Origin of the sequence: Deinococcus radiotolerans (genome assembly GCF_014647435.1) — a bacterium.
Taxonomy (GTDB): Bacteria; Deinococcota; Deinococci; order Deinococcales; family Deinococcaceae; genus Deinococcus; species Deinococcus radiotolerans.
The window spans coordinates 1-18,879 of sequence record NZ_BMPE01000030.1; the positions used below are offsets into that span (position 1 = coordinate 1).

Here is an 18,879-nt window from a genome sequence, read left to right on the forward strand (position 1 = left end):
TCGCAGAAATACCGTACAGGAGCCGACTTTCTGCTGCCTACTGTGCGTTTTGAAGGGTAGTCAGGTAGCGATGATATGGGCCTCGCCAGGTTTGGTTCACAGTCTGAAGGAAATGGTCGACAATTCTCCAGACAGGTCGGGAGGTTAACACCTGCCCCTGTCTGGTCTTCGTTACACTCGCCCGGAATGAGTTCCCCTCTTCCTGAGGCTGTTCCTACATAAGGCGTTGTCCACCGATCTACAGCGGTGTCTGAGGATAGGGATTCTGCGGTAACACCCCCTGGAATTCACCGAACGGCAATTCGCCCTGCGCGAAATCGACGATCTGCGGGAAGCGTGCAGTTCGGTCTGTTCTTGGCGCATGCGACGTACATGCCTAATGCCAACTTTAGGCGGGCCTTGACGAAGCGGAAACTGCTGCCTAGCGGGTTCCTCCCACCCATTTCCCCTTGCTCCCTATCTTGAAGCACGTCGGATGTGGCCCAGAAGTATCCGACGCCATCAGAAGTACCTGAAACGATTGAGACCGTGTTAGCGCGTGACTCTTAGCGGCGCGTAATGTAGCGGCAATGCATGAAGGGGCAGTTCAAAGGGACATTCGCTGTGAAGCCCACCTGTTTGTCAGACAGGCACGCGAACTTTCATGACTAGCATCGTCCACGGCGTTAGCGCCTGGTGATCAGCGAGCAGAAAGTTTTTTAAAAACGGCTTCTTTAGCGCATACGCGCCCGCCGTTGTAAGGGAAATCGCTGGGGCAATGCCCCAGCGATTTTAAATGCCGCGCCTGTATTGCTCATATTTCACGATCTTATTCAGCGCTCTATGACTCTCGACGAAGTGCAATGAACGTGATCACTGAACGCTGAGACTGTGCTCGTATTGTCTGTACTCGCTGTCAAGAGTATAGAGCTGATCCCAAATGAGTTGGCGCAATTGCAGAGCCGGCTTCACGCAGTAGCGGTGATATTCCAGCGGGCTCAGTTCACCGTGGGGAAACTGAAGCTTCATCAGGCCAGCAGCGATCGTGCGGACTGAATCCTCGTTGCGGCGGTAGGGCTTTTCACCCGACAGGTGGACGTTGCGGGCAGCATAGCCTTCAGCTTCAAGGTCGTCCCGCAAGGCAATCAGCGCGTCACCAAAAAAATCAGATTTCAGGCCCATCGTCAGGCCCGAACTCGGGCCGACGAGCAACTTCGAGCTGAGTTTGGGTAACTGCCACCCGGGCAGGAGGGCGCGGATGCGGTCCAAGAAGGCGGTTTCCTGCAGGAAGGAGGGTAGCTCTTCGACGAGCAGTTCCCGCAGGGGCCGCTGCTGGTCGTCCAAAGAGATATTCGCCAAAATCACGAAACCACAGTCACTGGCTGTTTGGTGGAGGCCGCCGCGGGTGAGCATACCGTTGGCCAAATACCCTTTCAGGCCGCCCACAATCTCCTCGGGTTTCTCGAAGCGCGCGGTCTGCACCTCGTCCAACACCACCACGCTGAAGCGGGCGAGCAGACCCCACTGCCCGCTGGCGTTGTTCACAAACAGCACAGCCGGGGAGATGTTTCCTCCGCTAATTAGACGGACTTTCGGGCTGATGTTCTCAAAGGTGAAGCTCTTGCCGGTGCCTTTGGGCGCGAGTTCCATCAGGTGCATGTTTTTCTGCACAAGGGGGAGTAGGCGGCACAGGAGCAGGGTCTGCTGCCATTCGGTGAAGGATTCGGGATCAAAGCCCAGTGAGGTGAGCAGCAGCGCCCGCCACTCGTGCAGGGTGAACTGCCGACGAGCGTCCTTATACAGCTTCAGGTTCACGCTGGCCTGCATGGGTTTAAAGGACAAGACGGCCACCCCGTCTTGCAGCGAGCCGAGCTCCACCACACCCCACATGCCCTGCCGCAGTAGGTCAGGGTGATTCTCAAGCAGCGCGTCGGCGATGTAAGCGTCACTGATGCCCAGCAAACCCAACTGCGCGACGCGCTCCGGCTCTTTGCCCTTTTTCAGCTTCACTTCGGCTTGCAAGGGCGTCAGGACTTTGACGGTCTGCCCCTGGGCGAGGCGGTGCTTGATGATGTTGTGTTCGCCTGGGCCAGGAATGATCCGCGCGGCCCAATCACGAACCTTGGTGGCTTCCTCGGTACTGAGGTCACCCTGCCCCGGTACCACGCTTTCCAGCACCCACTCCGCCACGTAAGCGGGAATGCCGCGCTTTGTCAGTTGGCTGGCCGGGAGGCGGCGCTTGTCAATGGCGAGCGACTTGAAGACCTCGGCCACTTTGGCATTCAGGTCATGGAGGGCTTGCCAGTCCAGAGGAGCAGGGGCACTAAGGACTTCGGCATTCATCACAGCAGGTCTCCCAGGATGTCATTGGTGGAGGTGTAGAGTTCTTCAGATTTCAGATTCATAGTCACACTGACGTCCTGGGCCGTTCCCTGCGGCGCCCGCACACTGACCTTGAGAGTCAGCGTACTGAGGACTGCGGACTTGGGCCACGAAGCAAGGGTCACGCTGATGTTCGCCTGGCTTTGGGGCGGCACGATCCAGGCGGCCCAGTCAGTTACCTGAGTGCCCAGCGAACCGCCCAGACGCTCGACGGTCAGTGGCACGGAGTTGGGGTTGGTCAGGGTCAGGGTGAAGGTGCCAACATCTTCAGCTCGGCCTTCTCCCTCAGCAGTAACAACCGGTAGGTGAAAGGCCAGGTCCCGCACGTAGACCACCCAGGGAAGCAGGACTTCTTCCGGACTCAGGCCGCCGTGAGGGCAGATAACCTGTCCACCTCGCCCCGCACTGTCGACGAACGTCTCGTCGCTGAACAGAGCGGCGGCGTCCTCAGCGAGTCCAAAGCGGCTGCGGCCCAGCAGGGCCAGGTTCTCTTCCAGCCGGAAGCCCTCAGTAGGAATGTCCGCCCAGGTGCCGTACGCGGCCCGTCCTTCTGGGGTAAAGCCGGCGGGAGGCGTGGCTGTGCGCGTGGAGCCCCGCAGCAGCCGCCCATGATCGGTGGTCACCACCAACTGCACGGGGCGTCCTTGCGGCAAGGCGGTCAGCAGGCGCAGGACGCGCTTGGCAATTACAGAGAGCCGGGCCGTGACTTCGTCACGCGCGCGATCCAAGCTCTCGGCTTTGTGGTAGATCACGTCGGGCTCAGAGATGTTCCAGAACACCACGCTCCCCGGACTTGCTTCTTGCAGCGCGGCCGCCACCATCTCCTCGCGGGTCTCGTGGCGGCCAAGCGGGTCCTGCGTCCCGGCATGCGCAGGGGAAACCCCCCGGAATAGGGCCGGCTTGGCGCGGCTCGTAATGGTGGGGAGTGCACCGAACACGATGTCCTGCCCAGTGAGGGTCAGCCGACGCCCGGTGTCATGGGTCGTCAAAGCGCGCTGCAGGATCGCGAGGTCAAGGAGGTGCAAGCCGTCGCAGACGGCTACAAGGGTGACATACGGCTGACTGCCAAGCCCGGCGCTGCGCTGCCAAATCAACCGCTCGGCATGGGCACCGCCATTGAGCGCCGCTGCATAGAGAGGCAAGAAGGTCTCCACGAAGTGCCGCACATGAGGCCGCAGCGCCGCGTGATCAGCGCCTTCCCAACTGCGGTAGGGCAGGTAAGCACCGGTCATCCAATTGGCCCAGCCGGCCACTTCAGTAGGCGGCATCGGAGGAAGTGGCCGGGGTAACGTGGCCCACAGGTCGTCGTACAGTCCTTTCGACAAGTGGTCCTGCAGCTCGCGGAGCACGTCCCGGCCCAGTTCGCCTGGATGGTGGCGCAGCCACTCCCCCGCCGCCGTGCCAGCAAGCGCCAAAACCTGGGGATCAGCCTGCCGCTCCCGTAGTTCGCGATAGACCGCCAAGCCACGCGCCGCTGTCGCCTGTACGAATGAGGCCCTGAATTGTCCGGAAATGTCATCTGGGAAAACGATCGGAAAGGGCCGTGGCCAGCCTGACGCGTCGCCTTCCAACCGAAGCCAGTATTGCAGCAGGGTCGTGGCCGCTTTGTGGCCTTTCTCGGCTGTGTCTTCATACACCTGGCGCCACTGCCCGCTCATCCTGCCAGCCAATGCCGATCCGAGTTGTCGCATTAAGGGCTCTGTGGCGGCCTCCCGCGCTTCAGCACTAGCCCACCACAGGAGCCACTGCGCGGCATGCAGGGGCTCGCCCACCGCCGCACTACTGCCCAGCACGACCTGCGCAAGTTCCTCGGCACTCCCGGCCTGGCTAAGGTCTGGCCATCGCGTCAGGGCAGCCTGCGCGTCGGACAGGGGCAGGTGCGGCAATAGCCCCTGCAAGCGGATCATGGGCGGCACCACGTCCTGGGTGGGGATGCCACGAGCGGCGGCGAAGCGCTTGGCCCAGCGAGAGAGCGCGTCACCCTGCACGAGCAGGGGACGCTCATCGAGCGCCAGACGCAGAAATTCTGCCTCGCTGTTTACGCGGTGCGCGTCAGCGACCTCGGCACCGCCTGCTGGGTCTATGTAGAACCGGGCACTCATGCGAGCGTCAGCTCACTCAGCTGCCGCAGACGCTCCAGACAGGCCTGCCGGCGCTCCGGAGAGGTGATCCGACTGAACAGCGCCTCAATCTGAAGAACCTCATTCTCCTCGAGTCGGCGCTCCACATCTGCCTGCAGGACCTGCAGCTTCTGACGCAACGGGTCATCCAGGAAGGGCGGCGGAGTACGCAGCGCTTGTTGAACCTTGGCCAGGCCCATTCCGTCGTCAGGCTGTAGCGCCTCGAAATGCTCACGCTGCTGTTGCAGCCAGCTTTCGGTCTCTTGCCCCTTGATCTTAACGATGCCTGCTACCCGTTGGCGGAGTTCCTCCACGTAGGCCTGTTGTTGAGGAGACAGGAGGGGATTACTGGCCAGCTCGCTCAACCTTTGCATGACTCCTTGTGCGTGTTCAAGGTCACGCAAAGACACAGGCGTATAGCTCTCCAGGTCCTTGAATAGATGTTGCAGCGCTTCTCGGCGGGCTTCAAGGGTTTGGAGCTGGAGCTGCAGCTCTGGCGGCAGCCACGCCCGGGGGAGTCGGCCCAGGTCTACCGCCTGAATGGCTCGGAGGGTGGTGGCACCGTCCAGGACCTCGGCCTGCTGGCGCAAGTCGGTAGTGAGACGATCGATCTGTTCAGTGGTCTGCCGCGCAACATCCTGGATGTCCACTTCAATTCGCGCACGCTGCCGATCACCCAGGGCCGAGTGGGTGCGGCGGTCCTCAAGCTGCTGCCGCCGTTCAGCGAGGTCACGCAGGCGTGGGTCACGGCGACCACGCAGGTCCTCCACCTCCCGTAGTACCTCTTCGAGTTGATCGGCCCGAGCCACGAGCATGTGAAGCTGACCTTCCCACTCGCTGCCCTGGTAGCGCGACTCATGCCGGATGATGTCTGCCTGCAACTTGCCGGCCGCCTGGGCCGTGAGAACGTCTTCCACCTTTGCGCTCCACGCGGCAGGCAGTGCTTCTAAGCGAGCAAGTTCTGCTTGCAGGCGTTCCTGCTTGGTGCGCGACGCCTCCACAACCCCAGGGGTCAGGGTGGGCCACCCGGCAACCTCGGCAAGGCTTTCGCGTAGCTTCACGACTGACCCCGTCTCGGGGACGGCCCGGATCCGCTCGAGTGCCGCTTTTTCCTGGGCTGCCACGTTAAGCTGCGAGCGCAAAGCGTCCCTGAGGGCTTCGAGTGCCGGCCGACTGGCCTCCGGCAGGAAGGCTGGAGGCGTCTCCAGTTCTCGGGCCAGCGCTGTGGACGCCGTCCCATCCTCTATGCGCGTTTGCCGTTCCGCCAGCCAGGTTAGCGACTTGGTCTCATACTCCGTGACCTGCGCGTCCAGGGCTGAGACCGCTGCAGTCACCAGCGCTTGTTGCTGGGGCGTTAAGACGGCTGCAAACTTCTGATCCAGCGCGGTGAGTCGGGCCCGAGTTTCCTCTGCGTCCTGGGGATTGGCCGGCGGACGCCAATTTGAGACCACCTCGAAGTACGCCACGAGCTGTTCAGCGCGTGAGGTCGCGGCGTTCACTGGTTCGGCTTCCGGCGTGTCGCGATACTGGTAGTTCTCCTGTAGCAGCCGCTGGTGGAGCTTTTTGGCCTCACTCGCGTCCGACACGGCGCCCAACAAGTCGGGAAGTTCACGCAGGTGACCTTCCAGGTCGCTGATGGCCGCCTTGATCTGGGTGTACTTCTCCTCGGCGAGATCCGCAGCCCGATTCGATTTAGGATCTAGCTTCTGAAGACTCTTCAGACTGTCGCGCAGGGTCGCCAGATTCCCCTTGGTGGGAATGCTCCGGACGATGCTCACTTCCTGCTCCGCGGCCTGCTCGCCTTCCAATCGTTCCTTGGCCGACTTCAGATCCTGAAGTGCTTGCTGCACCCGGTCGTTCGCTTCCGTCAGGTTCAGGGGTTTCAAGGTGTTCAGCAGCCCTTTGAGTTGTTGCTCGCGGAGTGCATACTTGCCGAGATCGGACAACTTAGAAAAGTCAGCGGTTTGCTGCTTGGTGACCGTCAAGATGCGGCTGGTGAGCTGCGTCCGGAGGTCTTCGATCCCAGGCTTCTCGGACATCACCACCGTGAGGGGCGGCAGCTTGGTAAGAGTCCCCATCAATGGAACGGCGGTGTCAACAGTGGTCGCCCGGCTGAGCCTGATCTCGAAGTCGCTGACTGCCTTATCGTAAGCCTCAAGATTCTCCAGCCCCTGCTGAAGCTTGCTTGCAGCGCGGTCCAAGGTCTGCAGGTATTCACTGTCGTAGCGGGGATTGTTCGTCTTGAACTCTTCAAGGATCAGCCGGCCTTTCTTGGCCTCCACCTGGGTAAGCGGGCTGGCTTCGAGAGCATCGAGCACCACTTTGACCTTGGCAAGTTCCTGCCCCATGTCCTTGCGGGAGATTTCGATGGCAGCCATCGCCTTCAGGAAATCCGCAGGCTTTTTGAAAGGACTCTGTGTCTGCCCTTTGGTAGTAGTCATGCGGCCGAGACTGCCAATCCCCCCCAACTTGATGGCGGTCCGGTTCTTGCCAATCCAGGCCGCGAATAGGAGGGCCAACGTGTTTTGATCGTAGCCGTAAGGGGTCTGCAGCAGTTCCTTAAGCACCTCGCCGGGCGACACCTTCCCGGCCTTGGGCGAGAAGGTCGCGTCAAGCCGCACCCAGGCGTCTCTAACGCGGCTGTGCTGCGGTTCCACCACTTGCTTGCGCGGACTGATGATGCCCCAGGTTTCTTGGAGCATACGAACCAAGTCTTTCTGAATGGACGCCCCGGAAGGCCATTGCACCGCGTCAAGGCTGTTGTCAATCAGTTCATGAAGCAGGTCGACGACCGCCTTGTTCAGGTTCGACCCGCTGAGCTTGTATTGGGCGAAGAAACGATCCGGGTGCTTGCTGTAGGCCGCGCCATAAACCACGACCAGCGCCGTCCCCAGGCGGTTGGTTGTTGCCGTAGTAATGTTCTTGGCTGCCAGGCCGCCGCTGATGGCGGGAGCCACCACAAGGTCGCCACTCCGGCGAATACGTTCAAGGGTCACCTCCGCCTGCTCACGCAGTCGCCCGGTCATCTCCTCGTAGACGACGCCGCCCACCTTCAGCTCATTGGCAGATTTAAAGACCAGGTCTTTTAGAACTGCCAATTTATGCAGCGTGGCGGTCAACTCGGCGTGCGGCTCGCGCGGGCAGACAAAGAGCATGGGGGCTGTCTCAAATTTGCTCGAAACGCTGAATATCTCGCGAATCTTGGTAGGAGCGGCGTCAGCCTCCGCCTGCGTCCCGGGAATCACGAGCACCACCACGCCGCGCGCCTTGGGCCCCTTGTCCAGAGGCACGACGTATTGCGCGCTCAACGCCTCGAGCACAGTGGACTTGAGCGCTGAGTAGGGAATCAGGACCTCTTGCGCGGCCCAGTCGGTTGGGCTCCCCCACTCCACTGTGACCTCGTGGCAGCCCGTCAATCCCAGGTCGTTGACCGGATTCCCCTGCGCCATGTACGTCGAAAACAGGGTATGGAGCGTCCCCTTCTGTTCGCGCAGAGCAATGTTCTCACGGAGTTGCCGGTCAAGTTCCATCGCGCCGTTGGAACCCACCCAGAAGGAGTAGGTCTTATTGGCGTTGTCGCGCCGAATATAGTGCTCCGCTTCCAGCGCCTTGAGCGTTTCGTTGGCTACGCCCTCACTGAGACCAGCCATTTCGGCCACCGCCAACTCGTAACCTACGTCACGCACCGAGAGTTCCGAGATGTCCAGGAGCAACATGGCTTTGAGCACCGCTTTCTGTTCAGCCGATAGGTCTGGCTTAAAGACGTTCTTGAAGTTCTTGAATTTCTCCGCGTCTAGCATTTCGCCGAAGTAGTCAACAAGCAAAGTCGGCAGCACCCAGTTGGGCCGCCCATTTGTCAACTGCGCAGGTTCATCGAAGTGCGTGCGAACGCCGCCCTCCTCGTCGAGGACAAAATTTAGGACGGAGCGGACGCTCGTCGACTTTTCCAACTCGATGCTTGACAGCATCGCCGTGGTCAACGGATGTAGAGGGAAACACTGCTTCGCTACCTTTTCCTGGAACACTTCAAAATTCCAATTCAGGCCCTTGCGCCCGTAGCGTGCTCTGCTTTGCTCGCCTGTGTAGAGCGTGTACGCCAGTTCACTGGCGTCCGCCACAGAGGTGGCAATCCCCCGCTGCGCCATGAACTGTCTCCAGGCGGCATCATCGGTGCGGAAGTAGGCGCCAAGCACATCTTCAAGCATGGTCTGCATCTTCTGACGGTTGGGTTCCGGGATGCGGTTAAGTTCTTTGAGCAGGTCAGCCGTGGCCGCTCCGCCCCGCTCAGCCAGAACAGTCGGGTCATGCTGCGAGAGGCCGACAAACAGCACCCTGCCCCGGTTGTTCGAAACCCCATTCATCAGATCCTGGAATGGCGCACCTGTAGGGTTATTGGCCAGATAATCGCGGATGAATACACTGAACTCGTCGAAAAGAACCAGCAGCCCGCCGAACGGCTTGCCCGGTCCGCACAGCGTGCCTGCCACCCAGTCAACCGCGTCGTTCAGGGCAGTCTCAGCGCCGAAGTCAGGGGCCACCCCGTAGACCACGCGGAAGACCTCTACAGCCGCGGCATAGGCGGCAGACTCTCGCTCCCGAACCATGTCCTGCAGACTGAACAGGTCGAGGTTCCGCTGTTTCAGGAACTGCTCGGCCTGCTTGGCTGACTCCTCACTGCCCGCAATGCGCCCCAGCGCTTTTTCCGCTTCGGCGAACCAGAAGGGAGGCTTGATACTCCGCGTGGCTTCATGTTGCGCGAGTGCCTCATCCAAGGCTCGGAAAAAACCGTCGCGCAGACTGCCTGGCCGGTCACCACGTAGGATGACTACCAGGAACGGGGCGGTGTGCTCGCGGTACTGCCGGAACATCGCCGCGCGGTCGGGCGGCAGCACATGCTCAAGCTTGCCTAGTACGGTTTCGAGCTCAGTTGACCCCTGGGACTGTCCGAAATAGTTGGCTGCGGCCAGACCAAAGTGGCTCTTGCCATGCCCATAGGTCGCCTGAAATGTAAAACGGTTGTCGAGTGCGGGCGAGGTGGCTGTCTGGCGCAGCAGATCGAGTAGTTCCGCCGTGCCTTTACGTTCTTCTCGCCCCCCACTGCCACGAGTAAACATGAAACGGCGGGTCAAGTCATGGTTTAATTCGCGGTTTTCGTAGAACGTGGACAGCTGAACGTCACTACGGAACTCAGTGTCAGTATCAGGAACGCTGATATCGCGGACAAGGGCGGGGCCACTCATAGTCTTATCTCCTTAAAGATTCCAGGTGCACAGGCGTCCCTGGTCATTCCACTGTGCAAGGTCGGCGTCCCACGGCAGCAGTTCTTCGGCGGCCAGCGGAAAGGCCACGAGTAAGCCCTGAGACCGCTTCGTAAAGGCGCTGTGTAGAAACGCCCAGAACTTCCGGAGTTCCTCGCCACTCAAAGCCGCCACGGGTAAATCCAGGTTGGACACCAGTAGGTGCCGGACTTCATGCTTCTCGGCGCAGATAGCGTCGAGTTCGGCGATGAGGCGATCGGCGGAATACCGCAGCAGCCGCTCGCCAGGCCGGAGCCGTCCAACGCGCCAGCGCTGATAGTCGAGGTGCCCGAGGTTCAACCGCGCTGCGATTTCCTTCTCGCGGCCCAGCCAGCGCTGGGGCAATAACACCATGCCCGTCTTGACATACAGTCCACCGCCAGTCACGCGGCGCACGAGCGCCTCGACCTCCTCCAGCTTCAAGGCAGTTGTAGCCTCTTCAATCGTCATAGATTTCTTCCAGAAGTGCAGCAGGTTTGGGTGGTTTGGTCACCTGATGAGGTGGCGCTTGCTGCCACAGTTCCAGCACACCTCGCCTTGTGAGCGCCCTGAGTGCCTTGTTGAGCGCGAACTGGCTCAGGAAGAACAGGCGGCCAAAGCCTCCTGGCTCCGACAGGTCGCTGAGATTGCGGGTCTGAACATGACCATACCGACGTTCCCAATAGTGGGCCAGTGCATAGGCCAAGACACCCAGTGGAACTGGCTCAGCGTCCCCCAAGCGGTACCCATCGGGAGCCTCCTGCACCAGGTGCAGCGCACCGAGCCCCTCTGGCTTAGTGTACGTTCCTGTGTAGATAGTCGCGCAGGTTCGTAAACTTCGCTCAGCCAGGGTTCGCCCCTGCGTCGTTTCTACGCTCTTACCCACTTCTTCTGTCAGGTCGTTTGAGCTGAACGTGGCGTCATAGTCGGGAAGGCGCACAGTAAGGTCATGCCAGAAGCGTGGACCAGGTCCAGAGGGAGCACTCAAGTGGTAGTGCATTAACCACTGCGTGGCCGGGAGCGTCAGCGATGGATCATGTGCCAACACATGCTGACCAAGCGGAGTCAGCTTGGGAAGACCGAATTCAACGAGACCACAGGACCGGGCGTACCGGGGCATGGCCTTAACGTAATTGGCACCGAGACTGTCGCGAAGCGCGGCTGAAAACGTGGCTTCATCTCCTCCGTTGGCCAGAATCGGCAAAATGAGTGACATTGCAGGCCGGTTCAACGAGAAACTCTCGTGGAACATACTTCCAGATCTGTTGTCGGGGTCTGCCGCTTTTGACTGTGCTGTCATACCTTCCATACTCTTAACTTCCCCCTGTCGGCTTCATTTGTAATACACCCACTACCTCTTTCAAGGCGGACAAGACGCAAGAAAATAACCTACCCGAGACTCTTTAGATCTGCTGGCGATCTAATGATCGCCTCTCGATTTTTTACGTACTTATGGAACATGCTGTCTTGACTACTTACGTTCCATCATTAAATCGAACGGTCTGGAGACAGCCTGTGATCTCAATGTGGTGACAAGAAAAAACAATCAGAATTCAGCCGAGGGTCTGTTTGCCTAGATGCGCCTTAAACCGATCATTGTTAACGGCATACATCTGCATCAGTTGAGGTTACGCTTCGTCATTCGATAGTCCTCTGTCACACGGCAAGTGGAACTCCACCAGCACGTACTTACGCCGTTCTCAATAAGAGCCTCAAGTGCATCCGGTGATTCCTCGCCGGGGTCGCATATGATGTCTTTCAACTCGGGCACATTGAGCCACACCGAGAGAGCAAGATCCGTCCTGTCCAGGCCGGAAAAAGAACAGGTGGCTCGGACTTCGGAAGTGGGCTTCGGTCATGATTTAAACCGACTCTACGCCTGAAGTCCTTTCAACGTTCACGCAAATCAGCAGATTAGTCCGTTCACCCGGTGGGGGATTCCATTCACCCATAGATGCGGCCCTCGTCGCAGATCCTTCTCCGTTGTCTGGTAGATTCAGGGGCTAAGGCAAGGCGATTGACGCCATGAGGGATTTTTCCGGTCCTAGTGCGTTCACCTCTGTTTTTGAGCACAGCAAGGCATACACCCAGGAGTGGGCAATCTTGCAACAGGTGTGACCGGCTAGGTGACGCGCAGGTACCGCTGAACGGCGGTACCACTAGGCAGGGCGTGCAATGGTCCGGAATTGGCGCCCCGCGCAGACAGCATGTGGTTTCGTGCCAAGAGCCAGGTGTAGCGGTGATAGGGGCGGCGAACAAGGTCATGGTGGTCATGGGTGAATCTCCTGCAACGGCTCCTGAGATGACCTTAGCGTGCGGGTGAGGCGCGTCACCTGCTGACGTGCTCATGGCGCCGCCAATTGCGTCACTAGATGACGTAGGGCCGAAAGACACTGGGGGCTAGGAGGCACCCCCATGAACGACGTTCAACTGACCAGCCACGCCATCACCCGGTTTCAGGAGCGCTTCGCCGGGAACCTCGGCTGGGCCGCCGCCGCCCAGCGGCTCCTGCGCCTGCTGCGCCGGGCCCGGTTCCTGCGGATGTGTGCCGGCAAGGCGCGCCTGTACACCCTGGGGGAGATGCGCTTCGTGGTGCAGGACGGCGCGCTCGTGACGGTGTACCGCCCGACCTACCCAGCGGCTGCCCCCACCGACGACCTGTGGTGCGTGGCGTGACGCGGCATCTGCAAGGCTGTGGGCGCGGCGTAGCCGCTCGGGTGACCACGTGACCCGCACCCTGCTCCAGCACCCGTTTCCCAGCGCCCTGCTGCGGGCCGTCTCGGCGCACTACTCACCGGATATGGCCCTGATCGTGCCGAACGTCCAGGCGGGCCGGGACGTCCGGGGCACGCTGAGGAACGCGGGGCCCGCGCGGACGCTGACGCAGACGGCGCGCGACGCCCTGCAGGCTGCCGGCTGGCACCCGTTGCTGCCCGGGGCGCGGGAGGCGTTCTACCGGGACGCGCTGGACGGTCTGGCGTTCGAGTACCTGGGGCCGCTCGCGGACCGGCCGGGCACCCTGGCCCGGCTGGGGGGGCTGATCGGGGAGCTGCTGCGCTCGAACCTGGAGCCCGGCGCTGTGCAGGCGGTGGCAGGCAGCGCGCGGGAGCGGGACGTGGCGGGCGCGTTCCAGGCGGTGGTGGCGCGCTGCCGGGCGCTGCGGGTGTACGACGCGGCGGGTGCGGAGTACTTCGCGGCGCGCCTGGACCGGCTGCCGGCGCGGCGGGCTGTCGTGCACGGCTTCGCGTACTTCGACGCGGCGCAGCTGGCCCTTCTGGACCGGCTGCTCGGGCCGGGATCGCTGCTAACACTCCCGGCCAGTGAAGCGCCCGGCGCGCAGCGCCGCACGCAGGAGTCCGCTGCGGCGCTGCGCACGCTGGGCACGCTGGGGTTCAGGAATGCCGAAGTGGGCGGTCAGGCGGCGAGCACCGGCGATCAGGTGGTTGCCGGGTACCTGCAGCGGGGCTCCGGGTCCGCTGGCCTGCGCCGGGAGGAACACGCGGACATCGACGCGGAGGTCCGGGCGTGCCTGCGTCAGGTGCGGGCGTGGCTGGCGGAGGGCACCCGCCCGGAGCGGCTGGCGGTGATTGTCCGTCACGAGGCCACGTACCTGGGGACGCTGGCGGACGTGGCCCGCGAGTATGGCCTGCCGCTGGTGAGCGGGGCGCAGCAGCCGCTGCTGAACACACCGCTGGGGGGCGTGGTGCAGGCCTGGGTGGACGCGCACGCCCGGGCGTGGCAGTACGGGGCGGCGCGGCGCCTCCTCACGCATCCGCTGGTGCGGGCCGGGTTTGACCCATTGAGGCGGGCGCGGGCGCTGCAGCCGCAGTGTCCGCCCGGGGCGGCCGCCTGGGCGCCTGAGCTCGCGTGGCTGGAACTGCCGGCCGAGACCACCTGGCAGGCCGGCCTGCAGGTGCTCGAGCGGCTCGTCGCAGAGCTGGGCATCGCGGCGCGGTGCCGGCAGGACCCGGCCCTGAATGTGGCGCTGGGCCTGCTCACCGACCGCCTGGACCGCGAGGCGCAGCGGGACACGCCGTGCCGGCGCGAGGAGCTGCTGGGCCTGGTGGCGCACGTCCTGCGCTCCACGACCGTGCCCGTCCTGATGGGCCGCAGCGGCGTGCGGGTCGCCAACCCCCTGGCCGCGCTGGGACGCCGCTTTGATCACGTGTGGGTGCTGGGCCTGGCGGACACGCTGTTCCCGCGGCCCGCTGCCGATCACCCCTTGATTGACAGTGTCGTCCGGGCGCGGTGGCAGGCGGCCGGCGTGACCCTGCCGGACGCGTCGAGTCTGGCGAGTGTGGAGGAGGCGCTGTTCCTGGGCGCGGTGGGCGGCGCGGGGCTGGACGTGGTCCTCAGCCGACCGCTGCGCGGCGTGGACGGCCGGGCCCTGCGGCCCAGCCCGTTCTGGCAGCGGTTCGGTGACGCGGGGGGGCCAGGTGCGCCGTTGCCTCTGGGCTCGGCTGAGGAACGCGCGCTGCTGCTGGCCCTGGACGGCCAGGTGCCCGCGGCGCTGGAGGCCCGGGTGGCGGTGGAGGTGGACCGTGACGCGGGCCACGCCGGACCACACGCCGGGCAGCTGGACCGGGGCCTGCCCGTCGCCGCGCGCCGCTGGAGTCCGTCACAGCTGCACGCGGCCGGAGCGTGCCGCTTCCAGTGGTTCGCGGGGCGCCTGCTGCACCTCGAGGAGCCGCTCGACCCGGACCGCGTGGAGGACCGCCGGGTGACGGGGCTGCTGCTGCACGCGGCGCTGGACGGCGCGCTGCAGGGTGAGGGGACCGCGGGCGACGGGACGGCCACGGCCCGCACGGCGCGCGCCCACGCAGCCCTGGACCGCAAGGTCGCGGAACTGCGGCGCAGCGGGGCGCTGCGGGCCGGGCCATTGTGGCCCGTGCAGGCCGAAGAGCTGCGCCGCACCGTGACGCGGGCGGTGCGCAGCCCGGCCTTCGTGCCGCCCGGGTGGACGCCCGCAGCGCTCGAAGCGCGGCGGGACTTCACCCTCACCGCCGGCGCGCACACCTTCGAGCTGACCGGCATCATCGACCGGGTGGACCGGACGCCGGACGGCCTGACGGTCACCGACTACAAGACCGGCACGTACATCAGTCAGGTGGTGCAGGGCGCGAGGCTGAATCTGGAGATCCAGTTGCCGCTGTACATGACGGCCCTGAACGCCGTGAACGGCCGGTACTTCAGCATCGAGCGGGCCGCGGCGCTCGGGGGCGCCGGTCCAGCCGCCGAGGGTGGGCGGCGCAGGTACACCTGGGCGCAGCACCAGCAGAACGTCACGGCGTTCCTGACGGAACTCGGCGATCACCTGGCGGCGGGGAACGTCGCGCCGAGCCCGGATCAGGCCCGGCAGGCCTGCACGTCCTGCACGTTCCTGCCGGTGTGCCGGCACCGGGGCGGGGCGCAGGTTGAGGAGGTGCAGGCATGACGGGGGGATTCACAGGTCCGCAGCAGCAGGCCATCACGGCGCCTCATTCGGTGGCGATCTCCGCCGGGGCGGGCAGCGGGAAGACCCGGGTGCTCGCCGAGCGCGTGGTGCACCTGCTCGAGGGGGGCGTCACGCCCGGACAGATCGCGGCGGTGACGTTCACCGAGGCGGCCGCTGCGGAACTGCGCGAGCGCATCGCCACGTATGTGGAGCACCGCGCGCACGCGGACCCGCCGCGCTGGGCTGCGGTGCAGGCCCGGCTGCCGCTGATGCAGGTCAGCACCATTCACGGCCTGTGCGGCCGGGTGGCGCGCGAGCACCCGGTGGAAAGCGGCGCCGGCCTGAACTTCGCGGTGCTGGATGAAGCGGAGGCGGCCGAGTGGCTGGACGAGCACCTCACGCCGGTCCTGGCGGAACTGCCGGTGGAGGTGCTGATCGAGGTGCCCGGGCGCATCCGGGCGGACGTGATCCGCGCGCTGCTGGATGATCCCACCTCGGCCCTCGCGGCGCTGGACGTCGCGGCCCGCGCGGCTGACCTCAGCGCCGAGGACCGCGCCCGGCGCGCGTGGCAGGGCGCGCAGCCCGCCTGGGACGCGGCCCGCTCGGCCCTGGCCACGCTGCGGGGCGGCCCGGCCGGGGACGTCCTGGAAGACGCCCGGCAGGCGGCGCTGCGGGCGGGGCCTGCGCCCCTGCTGCGGGGCGGGCTGCGGGACCTCCGACTCGCCCTCGACGGCGTGAAAGGCAACGTGGGCAAGGGCTGGGACGCGGCGGAGAAGAAGGTGGCCGCTTCAGCCCTGAAGACCCTGCAGGGGCTCGCCGCGCGGGACGACCTGCTGGGGGAGGCGACCGACGCCTCCCGCGCCCATGACCGGGCGGTGCTGGCCCTGCGGGCGATCTTCACGCACGTGGTGACCCGCTTCGCGCAGCTCAAGGGTGAACAGGAGGTGGCGACTTTCGCGGACCTGGAGGTCTGCGCGGACCGCGCGCTGGCCTTACCGCAGGTGCGGTCGTACTACCAGGCGCGCTGGACGCACCTCCTGATCGACGAGGCGCAGGACACCAACCCGGTGCAGTGGCGGATCCTGCAGGCCCTCGCGGACGAGAGCGTCACCTTGACCGTCGTCGGGGACGAGAAGCAGAGCATCTACGCCTTCCGCCGCGCGGACGTCGGTGTGTTCCGCGAGGCGCGCCAGACCGTGCAGGAGCGGGGCGGTGAGGTGATCCGCATGGGCACGTCCTTCCGCACGCATGAGGGCCTGGTCACGGCCGTGAACGCGTTCTTCGCGAGCCTGATGCAGGGCCCGGACCGCCTGCGGCCCACTGCGGCGACCTTCGAGCCGCTCGACGCCCACCGCCCGGCACACCCGGCCGGGGAGGACGCGCCGAGCGTGGAGGTGCACGCCCTGCTCGGTGATGAGGCCGGGGCGCTGCGCGGCGCCGAGGCGAACCTGATTGCGGGCCGCATTCAGGCGCTGCTGCTGGAGGGCACACCGGTGTATGACCGTGAGACGCGCTCGGTCCGGCCGCTGCGGCTCTCGGATATCGCCGTGCTCTTCCGCGCACGCACCAACCTCGGCGCGTACGAGGACGCCCTGTCCCGCGCGGGGCTGCCGTACGTGGTGCACGGCGGGCGGGGCCTGTATGACCGCCCCGAGGTGATGGACGCGGTGAGCCTGCTGCGCGCCGTCGCCGACCCCACCGCCGACGTCCACCTCGCAGCCGTGCTGCGCGGCCCGCACGTGCACCTCACCGACACGCAGCTGCTCGCCATCGGGGAGGACCACGTGAGTGGAGAATGCTTCTGGGACGCCGCGCAGCGCAGCGCAGATCCGGCCGTGCAGGGGGCAGTGACCCTGATCCGCGCGCTGCGGGAAGCGTCCGTGACCCTCAGCACGTCGCAACTGCTGGCCGAAGCGGACCGCCGCACGGGGGCGCTGCTCGTACACGCCGCCATGCCGGACGGCCCGCGCCGCGTGGCGAACCTGCGGCTCTTCCAGGGTCTGCTCCGGCGGTGGGCTCAGGAGGGCCTGCGGGACGTGGTGAGCGTCGCCGATCACCTCGCGCGCCTCGAGCGGCTGGAAGCGCAGGCGCCCGAGGCGGTCAGTCCGCACCCGGACGCCGCGCAGCTCATGACCATTCACGGCAGCAAAGGCCTGGAGTTCCCAGTGGTGATCGTCGCCGACGCGCTGCGCCAGGGCGGCGGGCCGGCCGGGGCGGTGCGCTTCGACGCGCAACTCGGCGTGGCGCTGCGCCTGCCGCGCCTTGAGGAGGACACGCCCGAATGGGCCGCGTTGGAAGCCGCGCAGAAGGAGCGGCACACCAGCGAATCGGAACGGGTCGCGTACGTCGCCTTCACGCGCGCCGCGGACCTGCTGATCCTGAGCGTGGTGAGCGGCACCGGCCCGGCGCCCATGAAACGGTTCGAGGCCTTCCTCGGGCACCTGCCCGAGGCGGGCGTGGCGCGCACCTACCTCTCCCCCGCGGAGGTCCCCACCCCAGTGCCGCTGACCTTCCGGACGGCGGGCGGCCGGCCGCACCTGGACGTCCACTCCGGCCCGGGCGTGGTTCTGCCCGGCACTCTCCCCGTCACCAGCCTGGGCACCTTCCTGAGCTGCCCGCGGGCGTTCGCGTACCGGCACCTTGAGGGCCGGTCGCCCCTGGTCACGCTGTGGAGCGCGCGGCACGCCGCGGAGGCCAGCAATCCTGAAGGCCGCCTCGCCGGGCGGCAGATCGGGGACGCCGTGCACCGCGCCCTCGAGCACGGCTGGACGGCCACCGAGATGCACCGGCACCTGGGTTATTTCGCCGCTCCGGACCTGAAGACCGTGATCACCCTCGTGGAGAGCTTCCAGGGCGACGCGTACACCAAGGTGCGCGGCCGGCCCTACCAGCGGGAGCGGCCGATCCAGGTGACGCTGGACGGCGTCACCTTCGAGGGGATCGTGGACGCCTTCGATCCGGAGGGCGCCCTGGTGCTCGATTACAAGACCGACCGTCACGTCCAGCCCGAGCATCACCTGCCGCAGCTGGCCCTGTACGCCCACCGCCTCGGCGCGACCCGCGCGGCCCTGGCGTACCTGCGCCACGACCGCCTGCATGAGTTCGGGGAAACCGACCTGCAGCGCGGGCTGGCCCTCGTGCAGGACGCGGTGCGCCGCATCCAGGAGCACGACTTCGGCCCCTCCCCTTCCCCGGCCTGCCGGTACTGCTCATTCCGCGGCGTCTGTGACGTCGCCCCCCAGGAGACCCCATGACCGAGCCGACACTGGACGCCCACCTGCCGCTGACGCCCACCCGCTACGCCACGGACGTCCTGGACTTCCTGGCCGAGGAGGGCTTCCGGCCTCAACTCGATGACGAGGGGGACGTGCTGTTCAAGTTCGAGGGCGGCACGTACTACCTGATGACCTCTGACGCGGACCCCACCTACTTCGCCCTGTACTACTTCCGGTTCTGGCCACTGGAAGACCCCGCCGAATGCATCCGCGCCCATGAAGCGGCCGCGCAGGCCCAGCAGCGCATCCGGATCGGGCAGATCACCGTACTGGACAATGACGTGAACGCCTCCGTGCAGGCCTACCTGCCGGGCGCGGACGCGTGGCGCGGCGTCCTGCTGCGCAACCTGAGCGGCCTGCAGGCCCTGGTCCGCTCATTCCGTGAGCAGATGCACGCCCAACTGGAGAACTGA

At 64.9% G+C, this 18,879-nt stretch carries 9 protein-coding genes; 4 read left to right on the forward strand and 5 right to left on the reverse strand.

Going from position 1 to position 18,879, the window contains the following annotated elements:
* Positions 1-852 precede the first annotated feature (852 nt).
* Genes brxL through IEY63_RS21105 form a run of 5 tightly spaced genes read right to left on the reverse strand, consistent with a single transcriptional unit; the run spans position 853 to position 11,009 of the window.
* Positions 853-2,322 (reverse strand): BREX system Lon protease-like protein BrxL, encoded by a 1,470-nt coding sequence (gene brxL, locus IEY63_RS21085; protein ID WP_189070990.1) that lies wholly within the window; start codon positions 2,320-2,322, stop codon positions 853-855.
* A complete protein-coding gene (locus IEY63_RS21090) occupies positions 2,322-4,463 on the reverse strand; it encodes a hypothetical protein (RefSeq protein ID WP_189070974.1) in 2,142 nt (713 codons plus the stop codon). Before IEY63_RS21090 ends, brxL begins: the two co-directional genes overlap by 1 nt.
* Positions 4,460-9,721 (reverse strand): coiled-coil domain-containing protein, encoded by a 5,262-nt coding sequence (locus tag IEY63_RS21095; protein ID WP_189070975.1) that lies wholly within the window; start codon positions 9,719-9,721, stop codon positions 4,460-4,462. The genes IEY63_RS21090 and IEY63_RS21095 overlap by 4 nt, the downstream gene beginning before the upstream one ends.
* Positions 9,722-9,733: 12 nt before the next feature.
* Positions 9,734-10,228: a hypothetical protein gene (locus IEY63_RS21100; protein ID WP_189070976.1), complete on the reverse strand. Its 495-nt coding sequence runs from the start codon at positions 10,226-10,228 to the stop codon at positions 9,734-9,736.
* Positions 10,218-11,009 carry a DUF4007 family protein gene (locus tag IEY63_RS21105; RefSeq protein WP_189070977.1) on the reverse strand — a complete coding sequence of 264 codons (792 nt, stop codon included), beginning with the start codon at positions 11,007-11,009 and terminating at the stop codon, positions 10,218-10,220. The genes IEY63_RS21100 and IEY63_RS21105 overlap by 11 nt, the downstream gene beginning before the upstream one ends.
* Positions 11,010-12,172: 1,163 nt before the next feature.
* Here IEY63_RS21105 and IEY63_RS21110 point away from each other — a divergent pair.
* Genes IEY63_RS21110 through IEY63_RS21125 form a run of 4 tightly spaced genes read left to right on the forward strand, consistent with a single transcriptional unit; the run spans position 12,173 to position 18,879 of the window.
* The gene (locus IEY63_RS21110; protein ID WP_189070978.1) at positions 12,173-12,433 is read left to right on the forward strand and encodes a hypothetical protein; all 261 of its coding nucleotides are present in this window, start codon (positions 12,173-12,175) and stop codon (positions 12,431-12,433) included.
* A 49-nt stretch (positions 12,434-12,482) separates the two neighbouring features.
* The gene (locus IEY63_RS21115) at positions 12,483-15,191 is read left to right on the forward strand and encodes a PD-(D/E)XK nuclease family protein (protein ID WP_189070979.1); all 2,709 of its coding nucleotides are present in this window, start codon (positions 12,483-12,485) and stop codon (positions 15,189-15,191) included.
* The gene (locus IEY63_RS22570) at positions 15,188-18,445 is read left to right on the forward strand and encodes a UvrD-helicase domain-containing protein (protein ID WP_189070980.1); all 3,258 of its coding nucleotides are present in this window, start codon (positions 15,188-15,190) and stop codon (positions 18,443-18,445) included. The genes IEY63_RS21115 and IEY63_RS22570 overlap by 4 nt, the downstream gene beginning before the upstream one ends.
* Positions 18,442-18,879 (forward strand): hypothetical protein, encoded by a 438-nt coding sequence (locus tag IEY63_RS21125; RefSeq protein ID WP_189070981.1) that lies wholly within the window; start codon positions 18,442-18,444, stop codon positions 18,877-18,879. The genes IEY63_RS22570 and IEY63_RS21125 overlap by 4 nt, the downstream gene beginning before the upstream one ends.